The sequence below is a fragment of the Neisseria sp. P0021.S007 genome (assembly GCF_051956855.1).
Map to the genome: position 1 here is coordinate 1 of NZ_JBQCXA010000431.1, position 738 is coordinate 738.

The 738-nt window shown below is 53.7% G+C and carries 1 protein-coding gene; it reads left to right on the top strand.

Annotated features, from left to right (window positions below; translation table 11 throughout):
* Nucleotides 1–738, top strand: a 738-nt coding sequence (locus ACTHUR_RS13820) for an HAD-IC family P-type ATPase (RefSeq protein WP_440399111.1), incomplete at both ends; no start/stop codon positions are given.

Genomic DNA, 738 nt, shown 5'->3' on the forward strand with positions numbered 1-738 from the left:
CTGCTCGACCGTGCGCTGGCGCAAAAACCGCGTGCCGCCGAGTTGGCCGAAAAATACGCGTCCAGTTTTGTATTTGGCGAGCTCTTGCTTGCAGTTCCTGTTTTTATCGGCTGGGCTTGGTATGCCGATGCGCACACCGCCTTGTGGATTACCGTTGCCCTGCTGGTCATTACCTGTCCGTGTGCCTTATCGCTTGCCACTCCGACCGCACTGGCTGCTTCTACCGGTGCGCTTGCCAAAGACGGCATTCTCATCAGCGGCAAACAAAGCTTGGAAACGCTTGCTCAAATTGACGATGTCGTGTTCGATAAAACCGGTACGTTGACCAAAGGGCAGCTTTCCGTCAGCCGTATGTTGTCCGCAGGCCGTCTGAACGAGGCCCAAGCCCTTGCCGTTGCCCAAGCATTGGAGCAGCAATCCGAACACCCCATCGCCCGTGCCATTTTGAACCATACGCTTTCAGATGGCCCCATATCCGCGCTTGATGTGAAAGTGCAGCAACGGATCAACCGTATCGGACACGGCGTCAGCGCGCAAATCGAATTTGATGGCGAAATCCAGGTTTGGGCTTTGGGCAAAGCGGCATTTGTTTCTGAGATCGCCGGTAATCTGCCTGAAACATTTGCCCATATCGACCACACAGGCAGCATTATTTTCTTGGGCAATCAAAGCGGTTTTCAGACGGCCTTTTTGCTAGAAGACCAAATCAAAGACAGCGCCGCTGAAATGTTGCAAAAC